This window comes from Streptomyces sp. GbtcB7 (genome assembly GCF_019091445.1).
Classification (GTDB): Bacteria; Actinomycetota; Actinomycetes; order Streptomycetales; family Streptomycetaceae; genus Streptomyces; species Streptomyces mirabilis.
This window is the reverse complement of sequence record NZ_JAGXJM010000041.1, coordinates 19442-40917: the sequence shown is the minus strand read 5'-3', so window position 1 is coordinate 40917 and position 21476 is coordinate 19442. Positions and strand designations below refer to the sequence as shown.

The following is a 21476-nucleotide window of genomic DNA, read 5'->3' as shown; positions in this document are numbered from 1 at the left end:
GGCCGGGGCCAGGCACGCCGGGCCGGGGATCCGGCACCCGGGACGGGGCCGGACACCCACGCCGGGGGCGGACGCCCGCAGGCCGGGTGCGGACGCCCGGGATCGCGGGTGCCGTCAGGTCGTGAACTGTGGGAGGCGGGTGGCGGTTTCGGTGGGGGCGGGCATGGAGGCGATCTCGGTGGCGACCTTGCGGGCCGCGTCGCGGTAGGTCTCGTCGCCCAGGATGCGGCGGGCCTGTGCGGTGACCGCGCCGGCCGACAGGTCGGCGGCGTGGACCACCTCGCCCGCGCCCGCGTCGCGTACGGCGGCGGCGTTGGCGGGTCCGTCGGCGCCCTGCGGGAGGATCAGCTGGGGCAGTCCGGCCGCGAGCGCGGCCAGGGTGGTGCCGGCACCGCCGTGCTGGACGACCAGGGCCGCCCGCTTCAGTGCCTCGGGCTGGGCCACCCACGCGGCCGCCACCACCCGCTCGGGCAGTTCGCCCAGGTCGGCGACGTCCACCACCGGGCCGGTGGCCACCAGGACCGGCACCTCGAGCGGCAGCAGCCCCTCGATGACCGTGCGCAGGACGTCCACCGAGCCCAGTGCGGTGCCCAGGGTCAGGTAGACGAAGGGGCCGTCCGTGTCCCGGATGGCCGCGGGCAGTTCGCCCGGCTCGCCGTAGGCGACGGGGCGCTGCTCGACGCGGGGCAGCGGGGCGGCCAGGAAGCCGCGGTCCTGCAGGGAGGGCGGGCAGATGTCGATGTAGGTGCGGGCCAGGGCCAGCAGCTGGCCGCCGGGCACGTGCACGCCCAGGTCGGCGGCGGTGGCCAGCAGTTCCTCCTGGATGCGGGCCTCCTCGGGGCCCATCGCCATCACGCCCACGCCGTGCGCGACGGCGGGCACGCCCGCCAGGTGCGCGGCGAAGGCGGCGCCGGGGTTGAGCGCCTCGTAGACGACGAGGTCGAAGCTCCCGCCGGCCAGGACGGGGGCGAGGTCGGCGGCCACCCAGCGGGGCAGCACCGAGCCGAACACCTTCACATGCAGGTCGGCCAGTACCTCGGGCGGCACGTCCTGGGCGCCCAGGTCGCCGTCGCCCTCGCCGTGTTCGAGGCCGGCACTGCCGCGTACTGCTTCCATGAACGCCTCGGGAACCGAGCGGCCCGCCGTCACCGGCTCAAGGCCGGCCGCCCGCAGGGCCGGGTGCAGCTGCTCGCCGGTGGCGAAAGCGACCTCGTGGCCCGCGGCGCGCGCGGCCTTCGCCAAGGGAAGCAGGGGATACACGTGCCCGAAGTTGCCCGCGCTGGCAAAGAGGATTCTCATACCGCCCCACGGTAGGGACGCCCCCACCCTTTGTCTAGCAGTGACAGGAGACATAGCACCGGCAGGCACGGGGGTTCGAGCGGGCGTGCGGGGCGTTTCGAGGCGCTCTCCAGTCACGGCCGATCGCCCTGGCGGATCGTCGTGGCGGCGGCCTGGCCCCGGGCGCGCGGCACACGGCGAAGGAGTCACGACTGATGACCATCACCCAGGCGGTACCCCCGGGCACCCTCACCCGTCTGGGGCGGCGCTTCACGCTGTCGGCCCAGACCCTGGACAGCCCGGTGACGCCCAATCCGGTCTTCCGCGAATGGTTCGCCGAACAGCGCCGCACCAACCGCTACGAGGTGCGGCGCATCCCCTTCCGCGACCTGGTCGGCTGGCGCTTTGCGGACTCCACCGGCAACCTCGTGCACGACAGCGGCCGGTTCTTCTCCGTGGAGGGCCTGCAGGTGCGCGCCGAGTGGGAGGGGCACGCCGCGTCCTGGTCGCAGCCGATCATCAACCAGCCCGAGATCGGCATCCTGGGCATCGTCGTCAAGGAGTTCGACGGCGTCCTGCACTGCCTGATGCAGGCCAAGATGGAACCCGGCAACCTCGAGACCGTCCAGCTGTCCCCCACCGTGCAGGCCACCCGCAGCAACTACACCGGCGTACACAAGGGCGCCCAGGTGAACTACATCGAGTACTTCGCCCCGCCGCGGACCGGCTCCCGGGTGCTGTTCGACTCCCTGCAGTCCGAACAGGGCTCCTGGTTCCTGCGCAAACGCAACCGGAACATGGTGGTCGAGGCCCTCGGCCCCGTCCCCGCGCACGAGGACTTCGTCTGGCTGACCCTCGGCCAGATCCACCAGCTGCTGCGCGAGTCGAACGTAGTCAACATGGACGCCCGCACCGTGCTGTCACTGATCCCCTCGTACGCCGACGAAGGACCCCCGCTGCACAGCATGGAGCACCTCCTCAACCGGCTCACCGAGATCAAGACCCACCGCGAACTCGTGCAGACCAGCATGCCGCTGGCCGCCGTGCGGAACTGGCGGCGCACCGAGGACGCCATCGCCCACGACAGCGGCCACCACTTCACCGTCATCGCCGCGTCCGTGACCGCCGCCAACCGCGAGGTCACCCGCTGGACCCAGCCCCTGCTCGCGCCGGCCGAACAGGGCCTGTCGGCGTTCCTGGTGCGCCACATCGGCGGCGTGCCGCACCTGCTCGCCCACGCCCGCTCCGAGGCCGGCGTCCTGGACGTGGCCGAACTCGGCCCCACCGTGCAGTGCCAGCCCGGCCGCGCCCTGACCCTGCCGCTCCCCCGCCGGCCCCGCTACCTCGACCTCGTCCTGCGCGCCGATCCCGGCACGCTGCTGTACGACACCGTGCAGTCCGAGGAGGGCGGCCGCTTCCACCACGCCGGCAACCGCTACGTCCTGATGGAAGTGGGCGGCGAGTTCCCCGTCGACGTACCCGGGGACTTCCTGTGGGTGACCGCCGGCCAGCTGTCCGCCCTGCTGCGGCACAGCAACTACCTCAACATCGAGGCCCGGACCCTGCTGAGCGCACTGCGCGCGGCCTGGGCCCGCGGCGGGGCGTACGCCCGGTGAACGGGCCCGTGCGCGCACAAGGAGCGGGCGTGCTGCGGATCGGGGTGCTGGGCTGCGCGGACATCGCCGAACGGCGCATGCTGCCCTCGATGGCCCGCCAGCCGCTCGTCGAGGTGACCGCGATCGCCAGCCGCAGCCTCGCGAAGGCGCGGGCGTTCACCGGCCGGTTCGGCGGCACGCCGGTGGCCGGCTACGCCGGGCTGCTGGAGCGCGACGACGTGGACGCCGTCTACCTGCCGCTGCCGCCCCAACTGCACGCGGAGTGGACCCTGCGGGCCCTTGAGGCCGGCAAGCACGTGCTGTGCGAGAAGCCGTTCGCCGCCCGCCTCGCGGACGCGGACAAGGCGGTGTCCCTCGCCCGCGAGCGCGGCCTGCTGCTGATGGAGAGCTTCATGTTCCTCCACCACTCCCAGCACGCCCGCCTCCAGCAGCTGCTCGGCGACGGGCTGATCGGCGAACTGCGCCTGTTCGGCTCCGAGTTCGGCATCCCGCTGCGCCGCGACGCCGACGGCACCCTGCGGCGGGCCAGCACCCTGCCCGAGGTCGCCGCCTACCCGCTGCGCGCCGCCCAGCTCTTCCTCGGCCCGCACCTGCGGGTGGCCGGCGCCCACGTGAGCCCCGCCACCGCGCACGGGCCGGCGCCCGCCGGCGGCGCCCTGCTGACCGCCGCCTCCGGGGCGGCCGCCCAGCTCGCCTACGGCGTCGAACACGCCTACCGCAGCGGCTACGACCTGTGGGGCAGCCAGGGACGGCTGCGCCTGGAACGCGCCTTCAGCACCCCCGACGAGCACGTCCCCGTCCTGCACGTCGAACAGGGCGGCGCCGTCCGCGAGATCCGCCTCGCCCCGGACACCCACTTCACCAACATCGCCGGCGTCTTCGCCCGGGCCGTCCTCGACCGCGAGGACTTCACCCCGCACACCGAGGCCCTCCTCGCCCACGCCCGGCTCACCGACGCCGTCGAACAGGCCGCGGCCCGCCCCGGCCCCGTATAGACAACACGCGGACGGCCCAGCCCCGTACCAGCTCACGTACGGGCTCACGCACGGGCGGCCCGGCGCGCACACGGTGCGCGCCGGGCCGCCCGCCCGCGCCCGACGACGGCTACCGGCCGTCCTGGCCGGCGTGGATGTCGACGCCGAGCTGGCGGAACAGCCCCGCCATGTCCAGCTGGTCCCAGTGCTCGGCCAGCAGGCCGTCCTCGACCCGCCAGAAGTCGATCGACTGGAAGTTCAGCGGCCGCCCGGTGGCCTCGACGCCGAAGAACGTGCCCTGGTGGGTGCCCGAGTACTCGAAACGCCCGGCGATGCGGTCCCCCTCCACGACCAGGTCGTGGGTGACGACCTTGACGTCGGGGAACGCGGCGAAGATCTGCTCCCAGAACGCCGTGTTCGCCTCGATGCCGTCCTCCACGACCGGGTTGTGGTCGATGTGCCCGGGCGCGGTGTGCTCGCTCATGGTGCTCACATCATGAGCGTTGATCATGTCGACGAAGCGCTGGACGAGTTCACGGTGGTTGTCTGCCATGCCTCAAGCCTTCCTGGGCTCGCGTCACCGAAGCGGGCAGGCGCAGCCGCCCGCCCCGCCGTGTCACCCGAGGATCCCCACCGCCTCTCGAGCCGCCCTGGAGGGGGCCTGTGGGCGCGGCCCATCCCCCATCCCGGCTCAAGTGCCCGCTCCTAGCCTCACCTTCATGAAGGCTCTCGTACTCTCCGGCGGGGCCGGAACCCGCCTGCGCCCCCTCACCCACACATCCGCCAAGCAGCTGGTGCCCGTGGCCAACAAGCCGGTGCTCTTCTACGGCCTGGAAGCGATCGCGGACGCGGGCATCACCGAGGTCGGGATCGTCGTCGGGGACACCGCCGACGAGATCATGCAAGCCGTCGGCGACGGCTCCAAGTTCGGCCTCACCGTCACCTACATCCCCCAGGACGCGCCGCTGGGCCTGGCCCACGCCGTCATCATCGCCCGCGACTTCCTCGCCGACGACGACTTCGTCATGTACCTGGGCGACAACTTCATCGTGGGCGGCATCTCCTCCCTCGTCGACGCCTTCCGCGCGCAGCGGCCCGCCGCCCAGATCCTGCTCACCCAGGTCCCCGACCCGCGCCAGTTCGGGGTCGCCGAATTCGGCGCGGACGGACGGGTCATAGGGCTGGAGGAGAAGCCCAAGGCCCCCAAGAGCGACCTCGCGCTGGTCGGCGTCTACCTGTTCACCCCGGCCGTGCACGAGGCCGTCCGCGCCATCACGCCCTCCTGGCGCGGCGAACTGGAGATCACCCACGCCCTGCAGTGGCTCATCGACCAGCAGCGCGACGTACGCTCCACGACGATCTCCGGCTACTGGAAGGACACCGGGAACGTCGGCGACATGCTGGAGGTCAACCGCTCCGTCCTGGAGCACACCGAGCCGCACATCGAGGGCGACGTCGACGACGCCAGTGAGATCATCGGGCGGGTGCAGATCGACGAGGGCGCCCGGGTGAGCGGCTCGCGCATCGTGGGCCCGGCCGTCATCGGCACCGGCAGCGTGATCGCCGGCTCCTACGTCGGCCCGTTCACCTCCATCTCCCACGACTGCCGCATCACCGACAGCGAGATCGAGTTCTCCATCGTCCTGGACGGCTCCTCGGTGCGCGGCGCCCGCCGCGTGGAGGCCTCGATCATCGGACGCAACGTGGAGGTGACCCCCGCACCCCGGGTCCCCGCCGCCCACCGGCTCATCCTCGGCGACCACAGCAAGGTGCAGATCTCGTCTTGACTTCTCCCTCCCGTGAACGAGGGGGATTCTCACGGCTCACGCCGTCAGGGTTCGTGCTTCGTCGCCGACTGCCCGCCCGGAGTTCTGCCGTTGAGGCCCTGCACCAGCTCCACACGCGGACACTGCCGGCCCGGCAGCCAGAAGGTTCTTCGCCGCGTTCACGTCGCTCCTCGCCCTGCTCCGCAGGAGTCCGTTTCCTCTCCGCCTGAAGAGCGGAGTATCCACGGAGGGATCAGATGACCACCACACGCATCCTCGTCACCGGCGGAGCGGGGTTCATCGGCTCGCACTACGTACGCACCCTGCTCGGCCCGGACGGCCCCGGCGGCGTCGAGATCACGGTGCTCGACAAACTCACCTACGCCGGCAACCCCGCCAACCTCGACCCGGTCCGCTCCCACCCCGCCTTCCGCTTCGTGCACGGCGACATCTGCGACACCCGGCTCGTGGCCGGTCTCGTCGCCGGCCACGAGCAGATCGTGCACTTCGCCGCCGAGTCCCACGTCGACCGCTCCATCCTCGGCGCCGCCGAGTTCATCACCACCAACGTGCTGGGCACCCAGACCCTGCTGGACGCCGCGCTGCGCCGGCCCGGCGGCCCGGCCCGCTTCCTGCACGTCTCCACCGACGAGGTCTACGGCTCCCTGGCCGAGGGCTCCTGGCCCGAGAGCGACCCGCTGCGCCCCAACTCCCCCTACGCCGCTTCCAAGGCCTCCTCCGACCTCGTCGCCCTCTCCTACCACCGCACCCACGGCCTGGACGTCCGGGTGACCCGCTGCTCCAACAACTACGGCCACCACCACTTCCCCGAGAAGGTCATCCCCCTGTTCGTCACCAACCTCCTCGACGGACACCGCGTCCCGCTGTACGGGGAGGGGCTCAACGTCCGGGACTGGCTGCACATCGACGACCACGTGCAGGGCCTGGAACTGGTGCGCACCGGCGGCCGGCCGGGCGAGGTGTACAACATCGGCGGCGGCACCGAGCTGAGCAACAAGGAACTGACCACCCTGCTGCTCGACCTCGCCGGGGCGACCTGGGACAGCGTCGAGCACGTGCCCGACCGGCTCGGCCACGACCTGCGGTACTCGGTGGACTGCACGAAGATCTCCCGCGAGCTCGGCTACCGCCCCCGCAAGGACTTCACCCAGGGCCTGGCCGAGACCTTCGCCTGGTACCGCGACCACCGCGCCTGGTGGGAACCCCTGAAGCACAAAGCCGCCCTGTGAGCCGGTGAGCGCGCTCCCGGGGGCGGCACCGGGCCCGGAGAAGACGCCTTCCCTGCGTTCCTGTCACATCCTGCCGGGCTGATCCGTCAGGAAGGTGTCACCACCGCCAACGGCACAGGAGCTCACCATGGACGCCCGCTTGAACCTCTTCGGCAACCCGGTCGCAGGCAAGGTCCTCAGGCACATCAACTCGGCAGGCAAGGCAGTCTCGGACGCGGCGCTGCCGGCCGCGACGCAGGAACTGGTGAAGATCCGCGCCAGCCAGATCAACGGCTGCGGTTTCTGCACCGACATGCACACCAAGGACGCCGCGCACGCCGGGGAAACCCCGCAGCGCCTCCACCTGGTCGCGGCCTGGCGCGAGGCCACGGTCTTCACCGACGCCGAACGCGCCGCCCTGGAGCTGACCGAACAGGGCACCCGCATCGCGGACGCGGCCGGCGGGGTCACGGACGAGGCCTGGGCGAACGCCGCCAAGCACTACGACGAGGACCAGCTCGCCGCGCTCGTCTCCCTCATCGCCCTCATCAACGCCTACAACCGCGTGAACGTCCTCGTCCGGCAGCCCGCCGGCGACTACCAGCCCGGCCAGTTCGGATGACCGGGCGCCCGTTGCGGCACGGGACGGTCACGGGATGTACTCCACGGTCACCGGGGCTGTGTTGTTGTCCTGGTCCGGGTCGGCGGCGGGACCGGGCGGGACCGTGACGCTGCCGCGGGCCCCTTCGACGCGCTTGTCGATACGCACCAGCAGGACGACGGCGTAGGGCTCGGCCCCCGGCCCGCAGGCGACGGGGCCGCCCTTCGCCGGGCCCTTTCGGCAGTAGGAGTCCTCGCTCTGCAGGTCTTGCGGTGGCCGGGTGACGAGGCTGACGCCGTCGGGGAGCGTCACCCACATCGTGTCGCCCCTGTAGCCCCTCGGATACGGCACCTCGGTCCGGACCTCCTCGCCCACCCTGCCCCGGATGGTGAAGCCGACGGCCTCCACGTCGTCGACCCGCGTGGTCTCGAAGTCCAGTGCCCCGGCGGCTCCCCGGCTCCTGTGCGACTCGCTCCCGGTGAACGCGCCGCCGTTCACCGGCCGAAGCCGCAGCACTTCACCGGTGCCGCGCACAGCCCGCCCGGGAAGTTGTGACGGACCGTCGATATCGGCGGTGGGCCACACGCTGTAGTGCAGGCTGCCGCTCCTCGTGTCCTGGCCGGTCACGGCGATGACCGGATGGTCCGTCTCGTACGCCGTCCCCGCGGGCAGCGGGCCGGGAAAGTCGCACTGTGCCTCGGTGGCCGCTGCCGCCTTGTTGTAGCGGCAGTTGCCGTACCGGGGCAGCAGGGTGCTGCCGTCCGCCACCACCACGACGGTGATGCCACCGTCGACACCGGTGTCCCCCCGATTGCCGAAGGCGGGTATCAGCCGCACCTCGCCCCCGGGGCGCACCCCCGTCAGTTTCCTGTTCCGGGTGGTCAGATACGGCGAGCCGACCCTCACACGGGTGGTGTGCCGGATGGTGGGCGCGTCGGCGCTGTGCACGGTCACCACGATGGATCCGGCCGGGCCCAAGGCCGTACCGGGCTTCGGCTTCACCTGGAAGGGAAGGAAATCAGCTCCCTCCCCGTACTTGATGTCCGGCAGCGCGCAGGTCACGCGAAAGCCCGACCGGGCGCAGCCGTAGCCCTTGTTCTCCCCCCAGATGTCGGCCTTCCCCTTGAAGACGGACAGGTCGAAATCCGCCTCGACCTGCCTGGCGAACCCCTGGCTCCCTCTGGACGGGGCCGCGGCCGCCGCCAGGCGGATCCGGTATTCGGGGGCCCAGGGGGCATGGCCGGGCGCGGTGTAGCGCGGCAGGTAGAACGTGTTCAGCACGGACCGGAACGTCAGCACGGCCCCGGGCGCCCGCGCCGGGTGACGGGTTTTCAGGGCGACGGCGCCTGCCCCGGCCGCCGCCAGTACCACTGCACACACCACGGCCGCATACCGCCGCTTCCTGTCCGTCCACCACGCCCTCATACCGCATCAGACGTACCGGACGCCGGATGGTTGTGCGAGGGGGAGGGCGAAGGCTCCGGCAGACACGCCCGCGCATCAGGGGCGCGGGCGTGTCACTTGCCCCGGCGGTCAGGGCTAGGAGGTCTTGGTCGGCTTGGCGGTCATGGTCGGGTGCGCTGTCTTCGACGGCTTCGGCTTCGGCGTGTACTTGTGGGTCTTCGACGGAGTCGGCTTCGGCTTCGGCGTGTACTTGTGGGTCTTCGACGGAGTCGGCTTCGGCTTCGGCTTCGGCGTGTACTTGTGCGTCTTCGACGGAGTCGGCTTCGGCTTCGGCGTGTACTTGTGCGTCTTCGACGGAGTCGGCTTCGGCGAGTATTTGTGGGTCTTCGTCGGCGACGGTTTCGGCGAATGCTTGGTGGTCGTCGTGGGCGACGGCTTGGTGGTTGTCGTCGGCGTCGGCGCGGTGGTCGTCGTCTTCGACGTTTCCGGCGCCGATGTCGAAGGTGTCGCCGCGGGTGCGGCCGGGTGCTGGGATCCGGTGGCCGCTATCGCGGTACCGCCCGCTGTTCCCCCGGACAGCAGGGCCGCTGTCAGGGTTCCTACGGCGAAGGTGCGCCCCCAGTGGCTGCGGAATGTGTCATTCACGATGTTCTCCCATCTTGAACAACTGCCCCATTGGTCACTGTCGGCCTCAACCGAGGTTAGGTCGGTGCCCCCCGATCGGCGACCGGAGCAAACCGGTTCGCACTTTCAACAGAAGTGGCGAGTGCCCGTGCGCGGCCGCACTCCCCGGGCAGGCAGGAGTTGACGCCCCCCTCGCCTCCCGCCTGCGGAACGATGGCCTCCGCCACAGCGTGCGGGGTCCGCGCCTGATCGACTGGCCGGATGCTGATCAACCTGATTTCTCCGCGCCCTCCCGTTCCGGGGTGAGTGGAGATCCCGCCAGGCCGCGAGAGGAAGCGTGTGAGGCCCTGCGCCGGGCTCGCTCCAACCTGCGGACAGGGCAGGCCGGTTCACACCCGGCGGCCGCCGACGGCCAGGCTCCTGGCGGAGGGGTTCCTGGTGCCGGCCGCCGGACTCACCGTGCCGGATCCGCCAGGGCGGCCAGATCGGTCCCGGCCGTCACCGCGGCGCGCAGCAGTGCGGCGATCTCCTCCGGCTCCAGGCTGAGGGCATCGAGCGCCTGCACGCTCAGCGGGACTTCCTCGAGCCGGTACTCTCCGCGGTCCGGGTCGGCGAACTCCGGACCGGTGCGGTCCGCCTCGGACCATGACCGGATACGGGCCAGGTAGAAGTACTGGCGCTGGTGTGCGTCGGCCAGCACGTGCAGCAGGCCCGTGATCTGCGGCTCGGCGCCGGTCTCTTCGCGTATCTCACGGACCAGGGCCGCGCGCAGGCCCGGATCGTCCGGTTCGACGTGCCCGCCGGGAAACACCCGGTAGGGCGTGGCGCCCGGCCAGGTGCGGCGGATCAGCAGCAGCCGGCCGGCGGGCGTGACCAGTACCGCCCGGACACACTCGATCACCGCACCTCCCGCTGCCGGCGCCACCTGTCAGGTTACGGGCGGGGGCCGGCGGGGGCGGCGGTGTGGTAGGAGGCGAGGGCCTGTTCGTAGGTGGGCAGCAGGCCGCGGGCGGCGGCCTCGGAGAGGCTGGGGGCGTGGGTGTCCTTGTCGGAGCGGATGAGTTGTCCGGTGGTGTTCCAGGGGATGCCGATGTCGGGGTCGAGGGCCTGGATGTCGACCATGGTGCCGGGCACGTACTCCTGGGAGCACAGGTAGTTCATGCAGGTGTCGTCGCTCAGGGCGAGGAAGGCGTGGCCGAGGCCGTCGGCGAGGTAGACGCCGATGCCGGAGCCAGCTTCCTGCAGGGTGGTGTCGAACATGCCGAACGTCGGGGAGCCGACGCGCAGGTCGACGACCACGTCCAGGGCGGCGCCGCGCACGCAGGTCACCAGTTTCGCCTGGCCCGGCGGCAGGGTGGTGCCGTGGATGCCGCGCAGTGTGTTGCGCCGGGAGACGGAGAAGTTGACCTGCCGGACGATGAACGGCTGGCCGCTGGCCGCGGTCAGGCCGCCCAGCCGCCAGGCCTCGAAGAACAGGCCCCGGTTGTCCGGCAGTTGCGACGGTGTGATCCGGAAGGCGTCGCGGACCTTCATCTCCTCAATGGCCATGCGTCCTCGGTTCGTCGGGGCGTCGGGGTGCCGGTTCGTGGGACGGCGCCGGGGCCGGCGTCACCCGTGGGGTGGCGCCGGCCCCGGTGCCAGGTCAGTGCAGGGGGGCCGGTGCACTCTCCTGCGCGGGGGCGGCCTGTGCGACGGGGGCGCTCGCGGCGGCGCGCCGGCGGGAGGGGGCCCCCAGCATGGCGAAGGTGGCAAGCGCCACCGCGGTGGCGCCCACCCACATGGCGGGCACCAGGCCGTCGACGAAGTTGCGCGGTGAGGCGTAGCCGCCGTTGGCGCTGAAGATGGAGGCGAGCAGGGCCACGCCGAGGGCGGCGCCGACCTCGCGGGTGGCGGCGGTGACGCCGGAGGCGATGCCCTGTTCGTGTTCGGCGACCGAGCCCATGGTGAGGTTCATCAGCGGGGCGTAGAACAGGGCCATGCCGGCGCCGCAGATCATCAGGGAGGGCAGCTGGGCGGCGTAGGAGACGTCCGGCTTGAGGACGAACGCCCAATAGACCATGCCGGCGGTCATCATGGCGAGGCCGAGGGTGACCACGGGTTTGCCGCCGATGCGGTCGGAGACCATGCCGCCGATGGGGGCGACAACCATCGGCATGGCGGTCCAGGCCAGCAGCCGTACGCCGGCCTGCATGGCGGTGTAGCCCTGGATGTTCTGCAGGAACTGGGTCATCAGGAAGATCGCGCCGAACATGCCGACCGACATGAGGGCGCCGGCCAGGTTGATCGCGGTGAAGGCGCGGTTGCGGAACATCCGCATCGGCACCATCGGGTGTTCGGTGCGGTTCTCCCACACCACGAACAGGGCCATCACGGCGGTGCCGCCGATCAGTGCGCCCAGGACCTGGGGGGATGTCCAGCCGTCTCCGTGGCCCTTGATGAGGCCCAGCACGATGCCGAACAGGCCCAGGCTGGCCAGGGCGGTGCCGACGGCGTCCAGGCGGGAGTGGGCGATGCGGCTCTCGGCGAGCTTGCGGAAGGACAGCGGGGCAAGGGCCAGGCCGATCGGCACGTTCAGCCAGAAGATCCACTGCCAGGACAGGTGCTCGACGATGGCGCCGCCCACCAGCGGGCCGGCGGCGATGGACAGTCCGTTGACGGCGCCCCAGATGCCCAGGGCCGCGCCGCGTTTCTCGGCGGGCACGGCGGCGGTCAGCAGGGTCACCGACAGCGGCATGATGATGGCCGCGCCGACGCCCTGGACGGCGCGGGCGGCGACGAGTTCGTTGATGCCGGGCGCGAGGGCGGCGGCCGCGGAGGCGGCGGTGAACAGCAGCAGGCCCAGGCTGAAGACCTTGCGGCGGCCGAAGCGGTCGCCGAGGGCGGCGCCGAACATCATCAGGACCGCGAAGGACAGGGTGTAGGCGTTGACCGTCCATTCCAGGTCGGTGAGGCTGCCGCCGAGTTTCTCGCGGATGGTGGGCAGCGCGGTGATGATGACGAGGTTGTCCAGTCCCGCCATGAACGAGGCGAGGCTGGTGGTGAGAATGGCCCAGAAGACCACCCTCCTGGTTTCACCGCCCGGGGATGGGGGGTTGACGGTGCTCATCCGAGCATCCTTTCTGGAGGCGGGTCGTGCGAGATGCTCATCGCCGTGACCGGTCCGGCCCGCGGCGCCCTGGTGCCCGCGCGCGGGCCGGTACGGCGCCGCCGACGCTACGGACGCGCACTCAAGTCCTCCTCGAGCCCCGCTCGGCACACGGGCGCGGCACGGCGGGGCCCGGACACCGGCCACACCGGTGTCCGGGCCCCGCCGCGCCCGCGGAGAAGGGGGGAGGGTCAGGCGAGCTGGCGCTGGAAGGTGGCGATGTCGAAGTAGAGGGTCTCGTCGATCAGGACGTCGCCGTCGAAGTGGAAGAAGACCGCGACGGGGGCGTCGATGGACTTGCCGCGGTTGGGGATGCCGCGCCAGTCGGCCTCCTGCCTGCCGCGGGCCTGTGCCTCGAGGATCACGGCGGTGGGCGTGTGGTGCACGTGGTGCAGTTCGTGCTCGAGGTCGGGGAAGGCGGCCTTGAGGTCGGCGAAGTAGCCCTTCTTGATGGCTTCTTCACCGATCAGCGGGCCCTCTTCGAAGGCCTGGATGCGGTAGACGCCGCCGCGCGGGAAGGTGGCCAGCACGCCGTCGATGTCCCAGGCGATCTCGGCGACCGTGTGCTGCAGGACGACCGCCTCGCGCTTCTTGCGCAGTTCGGCGTCGGGCTGCGGGAGATCCGCGCCGGGCAGGGTGAATTCGTGTGCTTCGGTGGCCATGACCATTCCTCCACGCATCGGCCGTGTTCGGTTGGGGCCGACGCTAGGGCGCACGGCTCGCTGCGCCCTTGGGTCCGGCTCGAACTCCGGGCTTGTGCGGGTGTGTTCAGGCGGTGGGCTGGAGGGTGGCGGTGTTCTGGGGCGGGCGGTAGGTGGGGCGGTAGCCGCAGGCCAGGGAGAGCGGGGAGAGCAGCAGGCACAGGGCCGTGTCGAGGGGGTAGGGGCGGCCGGTGACGACGCGGTACTCGTCGCGGAAGGCGAGGGCGAGCAGCGGCATCTGCAGGCGGGGGGTGCCGTCGGGGCGCAGCCGGCCTTCGTTGGTCAGGCCCCAGAGGGTCTCGAAGACGGTTTCGGTCCGGTAGGCGGGGGTGGTGCGCCAGATGACCCGGGTGGGTTCGGGGCCGGGGTTCCACATGGAGTGGACGGCGCCCGGCGGGATGTAGAAGTCGGCGCCTTGTTCGTACTCGTGCAGGACGCCGTCGAGCTGGAGGTGGAGGCGGCCGCTTTGAAGGCGCATGTGTTCGGTCTGGCGGGGGTGGTAGTGCTGGGGCGGTTTGATGACGGCGGGGGCGTATTCGACTTCGACTTCGACGAAGGCGCCGTCGGTTTCGGCGGCGGTGGTCAGGAAGGTGAGCTTGTCCTTGCCGAGGTGGAGGGTGTCTCCGGGGCGTGCCATGGGCCTCTCCGTGTCCGTTGGGGGGCTGGGGGGTTGGGGGGTGGTCAGGTGGTGCGGGGGCCGGCCGGGGCGGGGGCGCGGCGGTGGCGGGGCAGTCCGAAGTAGGCGGTGAGCAGGTTGAGGACGCCGATGCCGGTGGCGATCCAGAAGCCGAGGTGGAGGCCGTCCAGCCAGGCCAGGGCGGGGGTGGTGTGGTGGGTGAGTTCGTGGGTGGTGCGGGTCAGGGCGCTGGTGGCGACGGTGGCCACGCCGAGGGAGGCGCCGACCTGGAAGGCGGCGACCAGGACGCCGGAGGCGATGCCCTGCTGGCGGGCGGGGATGTCGGAGACGCCGTGCACGTTGACGGGGATGCCGCAGCACTGCATGGACGCGCCGAGGATGAGCAGGGCGGGCAGCAGGTGCAGCAGGTAGGTGCCGTTCTGCGGGGCCTGGGTGAGCAGGAGGAGGCCGAGGACGGAGCCGGCGGCGCCGGCGAGGTAGACGGGGCGGGGGCCGGCCTTGTGCATGATGCGGGTGGCGGGGGCGGTGACGAGGATGGCGACGACGCCCAGTGGCAGGAACGCGAACCCGGACTTGAGGGTGGAGTAGCCCAGGGTGCGCTGCAGGTAGTAGCTGCACAGGAAGAGCACGGACGCCTGTACGCCGCTGGTCAGGACGCGGCCCAGGCCCGCGGTGGCCAGGGAGCGGGTGGCGAACAGGTGCAGCGGCATCAGCGGGTCGGGGGTGCGGCGTTCGATGAGGAGGAACGCGGCCAGCAGGGCGAGGGAGGCGGCGGCCGGGGCCAGGACGTAGGGCGTGGAGGCGGCGCCGTGGTCCTGGATGTTGACGATGGCGTAGACGAGGGCGGCCAGGCCCGCGGTGACGGTGACGGCGCCGGCGATGTCGGGGCGTGAGCCGCGGATGCGGGTCTCGGGGCGGCCCCGGGACAGCAGCAGGACGCCGGTGACGGCGACGATCCCGAAGGGCAGGTTGATGTAGAAGATCCAGCGCCAGCTGAGGCTGTCGGTGATCAGGCCGCCGGCGATGACGCCGAGGGTGCCGCCGAGGCCGGCCAGCGCGGCCCACACGGCGAGCGCGGTGGTGCGTTCGCGGCCCTTGGGGAAGGTGGTGGTGACCAGGGACATCGCGGCCGGTGAGAGGAAGGCGGCGCCGCAGCCCTGCAGGGCGCGGGCGGCGATCAGCAGGCCGGCGCCCTGGGCGAGTCCGCACAGCAGGGAGGCGGCGGTGAACAGCAGGGCGCCGAGCAGGAAGGTGCGCCGCCTGCCCCAGCGGTCGGCGGTGCGGCCGCCGAGCAGCATGAGGCCGCCGAAGCACAGGATGTAGGCGGTCAGCACCCATTCGACGGCGGTGGCGCCGGCCTTGAGGTCGGCCTGGATGGCGGGCAGGGCGAGGTTCACCACGGTGGTGTCGAGGAGCACCATGAACTGGGCGAGGGCGACGAAGACGAGCAGGCGCCAGCGGCGGGGATCCGCGGCGGCGGGTGCGGTGTCCGTCGTGCGGGGGGCGGCGGTGTGGTCGGTGGTCATGGCTCCCTCTCGGATGAATCTGCCTCCCGCCCCCCTTGCCCCCCTCCTCCTCCTGCTGCTGCTTCTTCTTGCGCCGGCGGGGTGGGGGCGGCAGGGGCGGCCCGGTCAGGCGGCGGGTGCCTCGATGTAGCTGAGGGCGTTGTAGATGGTGCGGTCGGGGTCGGTGATGGCGCGCCGGCCGTGCATGACACGGGTGTTGTCGATGACGGCGGCGTCGCCGTCCTGCCAGTCGAGGTTCTCGGTGAGGCGGGCGGTCACCTCTTCGACCTCGGCCAGCAGCTGCGGGGACAGGGCGGTGCCGTCGGCGAAGGTGATGGTGGGCTTCTCGTAGTTGAAGGAGGGGCCCAGGATGCTGTTGGCGAAGGAGGGGCGCGGCCCGAACACGGTGGTGCCGGCCGCGGGGGTGGTGAAGGAGTAGCGCACCCCGCCGTCGTCCTGCGGCACGATCTCGGTGCCCGGCAACTGGCCTGCCAGCGCGAGGAGTTCTTCGACGCCGATCTCGTCGGCGGGCTTGGTGCGGCCCAGCAGGTGGTGGGCCATCGCCCGCCACTGCGGCTCGGCGACGTAGCGGCTGTAGACGATGTCCTGGGCCGCGAACGCGGTACGGGCCTGGGGGCTGAGGGCGTCCCAGACGCGGTAGCCGTCGCAGACGGTGGTCTGGGAGCCGGAGGAGGCGGCCTTCTCGCAGAAGAACCAGGCGAGGTGGGAGCGGAAGGGGCTGTTGCCGTTCTCGGTGTGCAGGCCCACCTCGTCGAAGCCGGCGTCGACCTTCTGGGCGACCTCGGAGTAGAAGTCGCGGGCGGGGTCGAGGGTGGTGGAGGTGGAGGTGTGCTGCACCAGGGCGGTGAAGGCGTCCATGTCCGCGCCGAAGCCGCGCAGCAGCAGGAAGCCGGCCTGGGAGAGCAGGTCGCGCAGTTCCTTGGGGTCGACGCCGTCGAGGCCGCCGGGGCCTGCGGGTTCGACCAGCAGGCCGCTGCCGGTGCCGTAGGGGGTGGTCTTCATAGCCGTGCTCATCTGGATTCCTCCGTGGATACCCCAGCCTTCGGGCTGGGGAGGAAACGGACTCCTGCGGAGCAGGGCAAGGGAAGACGATTCGCCGCCAGGGCGGATCGTCGTTCACCAGCAACTGCCCGCGGATGCAGTAGCGTTGCCACGCTCGGCCGGTGATAACCAAGCTGGCCGGGCCTACCGCCGGGCTGGCGGGATGTCAGGTCTGTGGAGCTGGCGTAAGACTGCTGGGCGTACCAACGTCCCCCGCCGTTGATTCGGGGCAGCTGCTGTCTGAGAAGCGGAAAGCTCAACCCGCGAGGGAAGAATCCCCCTGCTTCAGCTGGGGGAGATGTCAAGCCTTCTCCTTGGTCTCGCCGCCGCGGGGGGCCGGGGTGCGGGGCTGCTTGAGGACGTGCGCGCGCACGACGTCGCGGCGGGGGCGTCCGGTGACGGTGAAGCAGGTGGCGTAGGCGGGGTCGTCCTCGGACATGAGGTGGACGACGGCGGCGCGTTCGATGCCGGAGAGTTTTTGCCGGCCGAAGTCGGTGATCTCGCGGCGGGCGGCCTGGGGGTCGAGGCCGGCGTCGATGACGAACAGGCCGTGGACCTGGTCGAGGCCGTCGGCGACGACGGCGGCCTCGCGGACGAAGCCGAGTTCGCGGTAGCGGGCCTCGACCCATTCGGGGGCCACGTTGCGGCCGCCCGCGGTGATGACGAGGTTCTTCTTGCGTCCGGTGATCCGCAGATAGCCGTCGGCGTCGATCTCGGCGAGGTCGCCGGTGTGCAGGCGGCCCTGGTCGTCGACGACGACGCTGGAGGGGTCCTCGCGGGTGTAGCCGGCGAACAGGGAGGTGCTGCGGATGAGGAGTTCGCCGTCGTCGGCGAGTTCGGCCCGCACGTGGTCCAGGGGGCGGCCGACGGTGCCGAAGCGGACGGCGCCGGGGAAGTTCCAGGACACCACGGAGGAGTTCTCGCTCAGCCCGTAGCCCTCGTGGACGGTCAGTCCGTAGGCGTCGAGGCGCTGGAGGATCTCCGGGGGGACGGGGGCGCCGCCGCAGGCGATGAAGACCGGCCCGTCGTGTCCGAAGATCCGCCGGTGGCGCTCGGTGACGCTCTCGGCGGGCTGCTGGTCGCACAGGGCGAGGAAGAGGCCGGCGACGGTGGGCGGCACGACCAGGGCGGTGGGGCGGGCCGCGCGCAGCAGGGTGAGCATGCGGGGGGCGGCGTCGGCGGCGGTGCCGACCAGGGCGGTGCCCGGCGGCAGGAAGGACACCGAACCGCCTGCCAGGAAGGGCATGTAGAGGCCGGCGACCTGCTCGATGAGGAGGCTGAGCGGGACGATGGACAGGTAGCGCTCGAAGATCTCCGGGCGGGTGCGGGCGCGCAGGGAGGTGAGGAGTTCGTCCAGGCCGTGGCGGCGGATCTGTACGCCTTTGGGGGCGGAGGTGGTGCCGGAGGTGTGGATGACCTTGACGATCTGGTCGTGTGCGGGGATCTGCGGGGGCGCGGCGGGGCGGGGTGCGCGGGCAAGGTCGGGCAGGTCGAGGGCAACGGCGGGGCAGCCGTCGGGGAGGACGGGCTGGGGGGTGCTGGTGCGCCAGCGGGCCAGGGCGGCTTCGCCCGCGCTGTCGGTGAGGCACAGGTCGGCGCTCTGCAGGAGGGAGGCGGCCTGCTGGGCGGTGAAGGCGGTCGGGACGGGGATCTCGACGGCGCCGGCGAACAGGGCGGCCAGGTCGGCGGCGACCCATTCGGGCGAGTTCTCCGCGAGCAGTCCCACCCGGGCCGGCCGGCCCAGCGCCTGGGCCTGTTCCTGGAGCCGGGCGGCCAGCGTGAGGGCGGCGCCGGTCAGGTCGCGGTAGCTCCAGGCGGCGGGCGCCGAGCCGTCGGCGGCCAGCACGCGGACCATGACGGCGTCGCTGCCGGCCCGCTCCAGGAGCCCCTGGGCGAGGGAAAGACGGGTGGGGGTGTCAGGCGGCACGGGTGAGCACCCCCTGCTGCGGGCGGTTGCTCAGCAGCCGCATGTCGACCGAGGTGAAGCAGTAGCGGCCGATGGCGGCCAGCAGCAGGGTGGACTGCTCGGCGGCCTCGGCGTAGCCGACGACGGGCCGGGTGTCGTAGTAGGAGCCCCACGCGGCCCGTTCGCCTTCGGGCAGGCGTTCCGCGCTGGCGTCGGCGAGGGGGTGGAAGACGCAGCCCAGGCGCTGCATGAGGGCGGCGAGCCGGCCGGTCATGGTCATCACCGCGTACGGGCGGCCCAGGCAGGCCATGATCAGCGGGATCGCCTTGATGATCTCGGCGCCGGCGGCGGCCCGTACCGAGGCGATGGAGCCGATCTGCAGGACCTGGGAGCGTTTGACGGGGGCGCCCACGGCCCGGGTGATGACGTCTTCGACGGGGGCGTCGAGGTAGCGCTCGAGCAGGATGCTCTCTTCCTCGGGGAAGGACAGGCCCGCGCAGGCGAGGACTTCCTCCTGGCCGTCGGCGGCGGTCTCGAAGAAGGCGAGGAAGCCGTCCGGGTCGGGCGAGATGCTCGCCTGGTACTGCTTGGCGAACACCAGCCGGGCAAGGTCCGCGGCGGTCTGCCAGTCCGGGGTGCCGCGCTCGGACAGGGTGATTCTCATGTGCTGCGCTCCCTAACAGGGTGGGGTGGGACGCGAAGGGGGACTCATCGCCCGAACACCGCGGAGCGGTGCGCCGCCGGCCGGGCGTGCACGGCGAGTCGGGCGGCCCGCAGGGCGCTGTTGATGGAGGTCTCGGCGAGGATGCCGGGGGCGGCGACGCTGTCGCCGGCCAGGTACACGCCGTCCCCGCGGTCGATGGCGGGCCGGTCCCGCCAGCTGAGGCCGGGCAGGTCCAGGGCGCCGGTGCGGCCGCGGGAGACGCCTTCGCGGCGCCACAGCAGGCGGGTGCGCCAGCCGGGGGTGGTCAGGTCGAAGAGTTTCTCCAGCCGGGCCAGGGCGTCGGCCTTCGACTCGCCGGGCCGCAGCGGCATCTGTCCCTGGAACAGGGCCTGGCCCTTCGGGGCGAGGGAGGGGTCGTGGTCGGAGTACTGGGAGGTGAAGCCGCCCTCGTCCATGTCGAAGGAGACGTTGCCGTCCTTCTTGGAGTGGGTGACGGCCATGTCCAGCAGGGCGGCGGTGCCGCTGGGCCATTCAAGGCCGGGGTCGCTGAGCAGGCTGCGCGCGGAGGCCAGCGAGGTCGCCACGATCACCGGTCCGCCGGCGGGCAGTTCGCTCAGCCGTGAGCCGGTCTCGATGACCACGCCGCGGGCGCGGGCGACGCGTTCCATGCGCTCGATCAGCGCGCCCCAGCCGCCGATGAAGTAGCGGCTGGGCAGCGGGAAGCGGGGGGTGCCCACGCGCAGCAGCCGTTCCCACACGAAGGCCGCCGACAGGCGTCCGGGGTCGCCGTCGAAGAGGATCGGGCCGAGGAAGCCGAGGGCCTCGTTCACGGTCTGCTGGGCGAAGCGTTCACTGGCCCAGTCCTGGAAGGAGCGGTCGACGGGGACCTCGATGCCGCGGTGGCGCCAGGTCATCTTCATGTAGCCGGACGGCAGGGTCATCCGCAGCCGGCCCTGGTGGCGGAAGCGCATCCGGGTCCACTCGTGGAAGGACAGCCGCACGTAGCGGCCGGCCAGTCCGCGCTGCAGCAGCCAGTGCCAGGCGTCGCCGTTGTCGAAGAAGGTGTGCGGCCCGTCGTTGGTGACGTAGGGGCCGGCGGCCGAGCGGGCGCGGCCGCCGGTGTGGGAGTGGGCCTCGTGGACGGTGACGCGGGCGCCCTGTTCGGCGGCGGAGATCGCCGCGGTCAGGCCGGCCAGTCCGCCGCCGATGATCGTGATGTTCGCCATGGTTATCGCACTCACTTCGCCTTCGAGGGCCCGCGGGCCGGGGTCGGGGGTCAGCCGTCGAGGGTGGCCATGGCACCGACGGGGTAGCGGTCGCCCGCCGTGGAGCCGTGGGGGGCGATCTCGTCGAGGGCGGCGAGGTCGGCCGCGCTGAGCTCGACGGCGGAGGCGGCGAGGTTCTCCTCCAGGTAGGTGACGCGTTTGGTGCCGGGGATGGCGACGACGTCGTCGCCCTGGGCGAGCACCCAGGCCAGCGCGAGCTGTCCGGCGGTGATCTGTTTGGCGGCGGCCAGCGCCTGCAGCCGCTCCACGACGTGCAGGTTCCTCTCGAGGTTGCCCTGCTGGAAGCGGGGCACGACGCGGCGGAAGTCGTGTTCGGCGAGGGCGTCGAGGCTGCGGATGGCTCCGGTGAGCAGGCCGCGGCCCAGCGGGCTGTAGCCGACGAAGCCGATGCCCAGCTCGCGGACGGCCGCAAGGACGCCGTTGGCCTCGACGTCGCGGGTGGACAGGGAGTACTCGGTCTGTACGGCGGTGAGCGGGTGCACGGCGTGGGCGCGGCGGATGGTGGCGGCGGACGCCTCGCAGATGCCGAGGTGGCGGACCTTGCCGGCGGTGACGAGGTCGGCGAGTGCGCCGGTGGATTCCTCGACGGGGACGGCGGGGTCGACGCGGTGCAGGTAGTACAGGTCGAGGCGGTCGGTGCCCAGCCGGCGCAGGGTGGCGTCGATGGAGGTGCGGATGTAGTCGGGGCGGCCGTTGAGGCGGCCGGTGATGGTGCCGTCGGGGGTGACCTCGTTGCCGACCTTGGAGGAGACGGTGATGCTGTCGCGGCGGCCGGCGATGACGCGGGCGACGAACTCCTCGTTGCTGTGCGGGCCGTAGAAGTCCGCGGTGTCCAGGAGGTTCACGCCCAGTTCCAGGGCGCGGTGCGCGGTGCGCAGGGCTTCCTGGTCGTCGGCGGGCCCGTAGGCGAAGGTCATGCCCATGCAGCCGAGTCCCTGCTCGGAGACCTCCAGCCCCTGGCTGCCGAGTTTTCGTTGCCGCATCATCGGTTCCTTCCTGAGCCGTGCACGGGGCGGTTGTCGTCTAGCAGTGACCGTCTAGCAGTGACAGTGTCGGTGTCTTTGCTAGAGAAGTGGTG

At 71.9% G+C, this 21476-nt stretch carries 20 protein-coding genes; 6 read left to right on the top strand and 14 right to left on the bottom strand.

All coding sequences use genetic code 11. From position 1 onward, the window contains the following. Positions 1-114 precede the first annotated feature (114 nt). Positions 115-1299: a glycosyltransferase gene (locus tag KVT44_RS44955; RefSeq protein ID WP_217573842.1), complete on the bottom strand. Its 1185-nt coding sequence runs from the start codon at positions 1297-1299 to the stop codon at positions 115-117. A 194-nt stretch (positions 1300-1493) separates the two neighbouring features. On the opposite strand from KVT44_RS44955, the gene KVT44_RS44950 reads away from it, so the two are divergent. Then, complete coding sequence (locus KVT44_RS44950; protein WP_217573840.1) at positions 1494-2894, top strand: NDP-hexose 2,3-dehydratase family protein; 1401 nt, start codon at positions 1494-1496, stop codon at positions 2892-2894. 29 nt (positions 2895-2923) lie between these two features. Next, positions 2924-3889 carry a Gfo/Idh/MocA family protein gene (locus KVT44_RS44945; protein ID WP_217573838.1) on the top strand — a complete coding sequence of 322 codons (966 nt, stop codon included), beginning with the start codon at positions 2924-2926 and terminating at the stop codon, positions 3887-3889. Between the two features lie 109 nt (positions 3890-3998). On the opposite strand, the gene KVT44_RS44940 is transcribed toward KVT44_RS44945, so the two are convergent. Then, positions 3999-4421 carry an ester cyclase gene (locus KVT44_RS44940; protein WP_067383410.1) on the bottom strand — a complete coding sequence of 141 codons (423 nt, stop codon included), beginning with the start codon at positions 4419-4421 and terminating at the stop codon, positions 3999-4001. Positions 4422-4587: 166 nt separating this feature from the next. Here KVT44_RS44940 and KVT44_RS44935 point away from each other — a divergent pair, with 166 nt between their 5' ends. The 3 genes from KVT44_RS44935 (at position 4588) to KVT44_RS44925 (ending at position 7485) form a co-directional block, all read left to right on the top strand. Continuing rightward, complete coding sequence (locus KVT44_RS44935) at positions 4588-5655, top strand: glucose-1-phosphate thymidylyltransferase (protein WP_190173745.1); 1068 nt, start codon at positions 4588-4590, stop codon at positions 5653-5655. Between the two features lie 236 nt (positions 5656-5891). Further along, positions 5892-6884 carry a dTDP-glucose 4,6-dehydratase gene (rfbB, locus tag KVT44_RS44930; protein WP_217573836.1) on the top strand — a complete coding sequence of 331 codons (993 nt, stop codon included), beginning with the start codon at positions 5892-5894 and terminating at the stop codon, positions 6882-6884. 127 nt (positions 6885-7011) lie between these two features. Beyond that, on the top strand, positions 7012-7485 hold the full coding sequence (locus tag KVT44_RS44925) for a carboxymuconolactone decarboxylase family protein (RefSeq protein WP_217573834.1): 474 nt from the start codon (positions 7012-7014) through the stop codon (positions 7483-7485). Positions 7486-7512: 27 nt separating this feature from the next. Here KVT44_RS44925 and KVT44_RS44920 read toward each other — a convergent pair whose 3' ends face one another. Continuing rightward, a complete protein-coding gene (locus KVT44_RS44920) occupies positions 7513-8745 on the bottom strand; it encodes a hypothetical protein (protein WP_217573832.1) in 1233 nt (410 codons plus the stop codon). A gap of 277 nt (positions 8746-9022) precedes the next feature. On the opposite strand from KVT44_RS44920, the gene KVT44_RS44915 reads away from it, so the two are divergent. Next, positions 9023-9676 (top strand): hypothetical protein, encoded by a 654-nt coding sequence (locus tag KVT44_RS44915; RefSeq protein ID WP_217573830.1) that lies wholly within the window; start codon positions 9023-9025, stop codon positions 9674-9676. A gap of 270 nt (positions 9677-9946) precedes the next feature. Here KVT44_RS44915 and KVT44_RS44910 read toward each other — a convergent pair whose 3' ends face one another. From KVT44_RS44910 to KVT44_RS44860, 11 genes are all read right to left on the bottom strand, one after another. Continuing rightward, a complete protein-coding gene (locus tag KVT44_RS44910) occupies positions 9947-10393 on the bottom strand; it encodes an NUDIX domain-containing protein (RefSeq protein WP_217573828.1) in 447 nt (148 codons plus the stop codon). Between the two features lie 32 nt (positions 10394-10425). Continuing rightward, entirely contained in the window at positions 10426-11040 is a 615-nt protein-coding gene (locus tag KVT44_RS44905; protein ID WP_217573826.1) for a dTDP-4-dehydrorhamnose 3,5-epimerase family protein, read from the bottom strand. A gap of 94 nt (positions 11041-11134) precedes the next feature. After that, the gene (locus KVT44_RS44900; protein WP_217573824.1) at positions 11135-12598 is read right to left on the bottom strand and encodes a DHA2 family efflux MFS transporter permease subunit; all 1464 of its coding nucleotides are present in this window, start codon (positions 12596-12598) and stop codon (positions 11135-11137) included. A gap of 230 nt (positions 12599-12828) precedes the next feature. Next, complete coding sequence (locus tag KVT44_RS44895; RefSeq protein ID WP_190173736.1) at positions 12829-13299, bottom strand: nuclear transport factor 2 family protein; 471 nt, start codon at positions 13297-13299, stop codon at positions 12829-12831. A gap of 106 nt (positions 13300-13405) precedes the next feature. Beyond that, on the bottom strand, positions 13406-13975 hold the full coding sequence (locus KVT44_RS44890; RefSeq protein WP_190173735.1) for a cupin domain-containing protein: 570 nt from the start codon (positions 13973-13975) through the stop codon (positions 13406-13408). A 44-nt stretch (positions 13976-14019) separates the two neighbouring features. After that, the gene (locus tag KVT44_RS44885; RefSeq protein WP_217573823.1) at positions 14020-15501 is read right to left on the bottom strand and encodes an MFS transporter; all 1482 of its coding nucleotides are present in this window, start codon (positions 15499-15501) and stop codon (positions 14020-14022) included. A 105-nt stretch (positions 15502-15606) separates the two neighbouring features. Further along, the gene (locus tag KVT44_RS44880) at positions 15607-16515 is read right to left on the bottom strand and encodes a TauD/TfdA family dioxygenase (RefSeq protein ID WP_217573821.1); all 909 of its coding nucleotides are present in this window, start codon (positions 16513-16515) and stop codon (positions 15607-15609) included. Between the two features lie 328 nt (positions 16516-16843). Beyond that, positions 16844-18469: an AMP-binding protein gene (locus KVT44_RS44875; protein WP_217573819.1), complete on the bottom strand. Its 1626-nt coding sequence runs from the start codon at positions 18467-18469 to the stop codon at positions 16844-16846. Beyond that, positions 18459-19112, bottom strand: a complete 654-nt coding sequence (locus KVT44_RS44870) for a thermostable hemolysin (RefSeq protein WP_075032267.1) — start codon at positions 19110-19112, stop codon at positions 18459-18461. The genes KVT44_RS44875 and KVT44_RS44870 overlap by 11 nt, the downstream gene beginning before the upstream one ends. Before the next feature lie 44 nt (positions 19113-19156). Further along, a complete protein-coding gene (locus KVT44_RS44865; RefSeq protein WP_302832187.1) occupies positions 19157-20392 on the bottom strand; it encodes an FAD-dependent oxidoreductase in 1236 nt (411 codons plus the stop codon). Then, positions 20389-21381, bottom strand: a complete 993-nt coding sequence (locus KVT44_RS44860; protein WP_217573909.1) for an aldo/keto reductase — start codon at positions 21379-21381, stop codon at positions 20389-20391. Before KVT44_RS44860 ends, KVT44_RS44865 begins: the two co-directional genes overlap by 4 nt. Positions 21382-21476 lie beyond the last annotated feature (95 nt).

Coding starts and splice junctions, on each gene's coding strand:
- KVT44_RS44955 (WP_217573842.1), bottom strand. CDS start 1,299: ATGAGAATCCTCTTTGCCAGCGCGGGCAACTTCGGGCACGTGTATCCC.
- KVT44_RS44950 (WP_217573840.1), top strand. CDS start 1,494: ATGACCATCACCCAGGCGGTACCCCCGGGCACCCTCACCCGTCTGGGG.
- KVT44_RS44940 (WP_067383410.1), bottom strand. CDS start 4,421: ATGGCAGACAACCACCGTGAACTCGTCCAGCGCTTCGTCGACATGATC.
- KVT44_RS44935 (WP_190173745.1), top strand. CDS start 4,588: ATGAAGGCTCTCGTACTCTCCGGCGGGGCCGGAACCCGCCTGCGCCCC.
- rfbB (WP_217573836.1), top strand. CDS start 5,892: ATGACCACCACACGCATCCTCGTCACCGGCGGAGCGGGGTTCATCGGC.
- KVT44_RS44925 (WP_217573834.1), top strand. CDS start 7,012: ATGGACGCCCGCTTGAACCTCTTCGGCAACCCGGTCGCAGGCAAGGTC.
- KVT44_RS44905 (WP_217573826.1), bottom strand. CDS start 11,040: ATGGCCATTGAGGAGATGAAGGTCCGCGACGCCTTCCGGATCACACCG.
- KVT44_RS44900 (WP_217573824.1), bottom strand. CDS start 12,598: ATGAGCACCGTCAACCCCCCATCCCCGGGCGGTGAAACCAGGAGGGTG.
- KVT44_RS44895 (WP_190173736.1), bottom strand. CDS start 13,299: ATGGCCACCGAAGCACACGAATTCACCCTGCCCGGCGCGGATCTCCCG.
- KVT44_RS44890 (WP_190173735.1), bottom strand. CDS start 13,975: ATGGCACGCCCCGGAGACACCCTCCACCTCGGCAAGGACAAGCTCACC.
- KVT44_RS44885 (WP_217573823.1), bottom strand. CDS start 15,501: ATGACCACCGACCACACCGCCGCCCCCCGCACGACGGACACCGCACCC.
- KVT44_RS44880 (WP_217573821.1), bottom strand. CDS start 16,515: ATGAGCACGGCTATGAAGACCACCCCCTACGGCACCGGCAGCGGCCTG.
- KVT44_RS44870 (WP_075032267.1), bottom strand. CDS start 19,112: ATGAGAATCACCCTGTCCGAGCGCGGCACCCCGGACTGGCAGACCGCC.
- KVT44_RS44860 (WP_217573909.1), bottom strand. CDS start 21,381: ATGCGGCAACGAAAACTCGGCAGCCAGGGGCTGGAGGTCTCCGAGCAG.